General features: G+C 67.7%; 3 protein-coding genes and 1 pseudogene. 3 read left to right on the forward strand and 1 reads right to left on the reverse strand.

All coding sequences use genetic code 11. The annotated features are described in order from the left end of the window. Together WA944_RS10895 and WA944_RS10900 are read left to right on the forward strand one after the other, a co-directional pair. Positions 1 to 318, forward strand: a pseudogene (locus WA944_RS10895) (SRPBCC family protein); the annotation flags it as partial. A 2-nt stretch (positions 319 to 320) separates the two neighbouring features. Further along, a complete protein-coding gene (locus WA944_RS10900; RefSeq protein WP_526372539.1) occupies positions 321 to 1,160 on the forward strand; it encodes an SDR family oxidoreductase in 840 nt (279 codons plus the stop codon). 16 nt (positions 1,161 to 1,176) lie between these two features. On the opposite strand, the gene WA944_RS10905 is transcribed toward WA944_RS10900, so the two are convergent. Further along, positions 1,177 to 2,694 (reverse strand): FAD-dependent oxidoreductase, encoded by a 1,518-nt coding sequence (locus WA944_RS10905; protein WP_526608029.1) that lies wholly within the window; start codon positions 2,692 to 2,694, stop codon positions 1,177 to 1,179. 115 nt (positions 2,695 to 2,809) lie between these two features. Between WA944_RS10905 and WA944_RS10910 the strand changes: the two genes are divergently transcribed. After that, the coding region (locus tag WA944_RS10910) for an ANTAR domain-containing protein (RefSeq protein ID WP_526646913.1) at positions 2,810 to 3,453 on the forward strand (644 nt) is incomplete at its 3' end.

Raw genomic sequence — 3,453 nt, forward strand, 5'->3', positions numbered from 1 at the left:
CAGATCCACCACTCGATCGGGTTGTGGCCGTTGGTCATCAACGACACCACCACCGTCGAGAAGTGCACGCCACTCGAAGAACTCGTGCTCCTGGCCAAGACCAGGCCGTTCGGTGCGGCGCGGATCACCATGCGGCTCTCCCCGACGCCCACCGGATGCCGTATCGAGATGGCAGAGGTTCCCGCCAACGCGCCGCTGAGATGGCTGCCCGACTCGGTGGGGCTCGCGGCGGCCTGGCCCAGGAATCGCGAATGTACCTGGAGGTTGGCGTCCCTGGCGGAACGCCGCGACCTCGAGGCCGCCGAAGAGAAAGGTTGACCATGGGTTTTCCACCACAACAGCAAGAAGTTCCCGGTCTGCAGTCGGCGATGGACCCGGTGCCGGACTGCGGTGAATCCAGCTACCGCGGCACCGGACGCCTTGCGGGCAAGCGGGCGGTGATCACCGGTGGCGACAGCGGGATCGGCCGCGCGGTGGCGATTGCGTACGCCCGAGAGGGTGCCGACGTGCTGATCGCGTACCTCAACGAGGACGACGACGCCGCCGAGGTCGAGCGCTTGGTGCAGGATGCCGGCCGCAAGTGTGTGCTGATGCGCGGGGATCTGGCTGACCCGGCGCACTGCCGCGCGGTGATCGACCGTGCGGCCACCGAATTCGGCGGGATCGACGTGCTGGTCAGCAACGCCGCGTTCCAGATGTCCCACGACAGCCTCGACGAGATCAGCGACGAGGAATGGGATTACACGTTCCGGCTGAACGTCGGTTCCTACTTCTACCTGCTCAAGGCGGCGCTACCGCACATGCCGGCCGGAGCATCGGTGATCGGCAGTTCCTCGGTGAACTCCGATACCCCGTCGCCCACCCTCGCGCCCTACGCCGCCACCAAGGCCGCGATAGCCAACTTCTCCGCGAGCCTGGCTCAGATGTTGGGGGAGAAGGGCATTCGTGTGAACAGCGTGGCGCCCGGGCCGATCTGGACGCCGCTGATCCCGGCCACGCTTCCCGAGAAAAAGGTAGCCAACTTCGGAGATGACACTCCGCTGGGCCGGGCGGGCCAACCCGTCGAACTCGCCCCGGTCTACGTGCTGCTCGCCTCCGACGAGGGAAGCTACATCTCCGGCGCCAGGGTGGCGGTGACCGGCGGTCGGCCCGTTCTCTGACGGCCAACCGGCCGGTTCAGCCGCTCACCTTCTGAGCTGACGGTGTAAGACCCCGGGTCGCCGGGCCTTCGAGCAGTTCGCCGTCGGGAGCGAAGCGCGACCCGTGCAACGGGCACTCCCAGGCCTGGTCGGCATCGTTCCACCGCACCACGCCGCCGAGATGCGGGCACACCGGGGAAGTCGTGTGCGCGACTCCGTCGACGATGCTGTCGGCGTGCATCCGCCACGGCGGACCACTAACCACGCCACCGTCGTGCGGCACCTCCGAACGGCTGAGCCACGGGCTCACCCAGCCTTTCGCCAGGTTGAAGCCGACCTCCAGATTGGCCTGCAGCGCGGTCGGCACCCCCGCCAGTTCGGCTGTTCGCCAGCTGGCGAAGGCAGCAGACCAGTCCATTCGGCCGCCCAGTATCCGGCTGGTCAGCGCCAGCGCCGCGGCAACGCCGTTGGTCATCCCCCACTTGTCGAATCCGGTTGCCACATAGATGCTTTCGCTGCCCGGCAGAATCGGTCCGACGTAGGGCAGCTCATCGATCGGGGTGTAGTCCTGCGCCGACCAGAAGTGGGTCTGCACGGCACCGGGGTAGTGAAGTCGGGCCCAGTGGGTCAGCTCCTCGAGGCTGCGGGACGGTGAGCCGGCGCGGCCGACGGTATGTCCGGCACCACCGACGACGAGTTTGTCCCCGTCGGCGCTCGGCGCGTAGCGCAGCGAGCGCGTCGGAGAATCAACCGACAGGAACATCGGTCGGGTCACATCGCCGGGCACGTCGAAAGCCAGACAGTAGGAACGTTCCGGTTTCAGCCGCGCGAAGAACCCGCCGCGGTCCAAGATCGGGATGCCGGTGGCGAGGATGCAACGCGGCGCGGTGATCTGGACCGGCCGGGGGGCGCGCGGGTCATCGGTCGACAACCGCACGTCGATGCGTACCGGGCCGCGACCCGACACCGAGTGCACCCGGGCACCGGAGTGGACGCTGCCGCCGTGGCTTTCGAGCTCGGCCGCGAGGCTCTGCAGCAGCGGAGCGGGGTCGATCTGGGCCTGATCCGGTAGTCGGACGCCGCCGTAGTACGGGAACGGAACGTCGGTATCGGCGCACCAGCTGACGCCGAGGCCTGCCGCACGTCCGGCAGCGAGCTCGTCTTCGGCGGTGCTGACCCCCTGGGGCGACTGGGCGTAGCTGAACGCATCCTCGCGCTGGACGTTGAGACCGTGCTCGTCGCAGTACCTCAGCAGCCAGTCCTGGCCCTCCATGTTCCCGGTGGCGTAAGCGCGCAGCACGTCGTCGCCGTGCTTGGCCGCGATCCGGGACAACTTCGTGCCCTGTAGCAGGCTCACCTTGCCGGTGGTGTTGCCGGTCGTGCCCGCCCCGATGTAGCGGGCCTCCAGGACCACGACGTGCTTGCCTGCCCTGGCCAACAGCGCCGCGGTGGTCAGACCGGTGATGCCGGCGCCGACCACCACCACATCGGCGCGTTCGGGAATATCAGGTCGAGCCGCCGAATCCGCACGGCCGGCCAGCCACAAAGAAGTCATGTCGGCGCGTCTACCCCGCCGGGGCACAGTCAAACCGTGCACCCGGTCGAGACGCTCGCGAAAACACCTGCGATGACCAGCACGGTGTCAGAATGAGCGGGTGTCGGACCCCGAGATGACGTCGACCCCCGAGCCGGACGCTTCCGGTGACGGCCTCCAGCGACTGCGGGTCGGCGGTTTCCGCTTCTGGTTCGTGGGTCAGCGGTGGGAGTGGTCGGACGAAGTGGCGCGCATGCACGGTTACGAGCCAGGGACCGTCACGCCGACCACAGAGCTGCTGCTGTCGCACAAACACCCCGACGACCGGCGCCCCGTCCAGGACCTGCTGGACCATGCCCTGCACTTCGACGGGACGTTCTCCAGCCGGCATCGCTTCATCGACACCGGCGGCGCCGAACACACGGTCATCGTGCTGGCCGATCGGATGGTCGACGGCAGTGGAGCGGTCGTCGGCACCGAGGGTTACTACGTCGACCTGACACTGAACTTCGAGCAGGTGCGCCAAGAGGCGCTCACCGACACGTTGTCAGACATCTTCGACGCGCGGGCGGCCATCGAGCAGGCCAAGGGGGCGCTAATGCTGGTCTACCGCATCGACGCCGATGAGGCGTTCGAGCTCCTGCAGTGGCGGTCGCAGCATTCGAACACCAAGCTGCGCCTGTTGGCGACACAGATCGTCGCCGAACTCGGGACCCTCAGCTTCGATCCGCAGGTTCTCCGCGGGCAGTTCGACCACCTGCTGCTCACCGCTCACGAGCG

Source organism: Mycobacterium sp., from assembly GCF_049683355.1.
Classification (GTDB): Bacteria; Actinomycetota; Actinomycetes; order Mycobacteriales; family Mycobacteriaceae; genus Mycobacterium.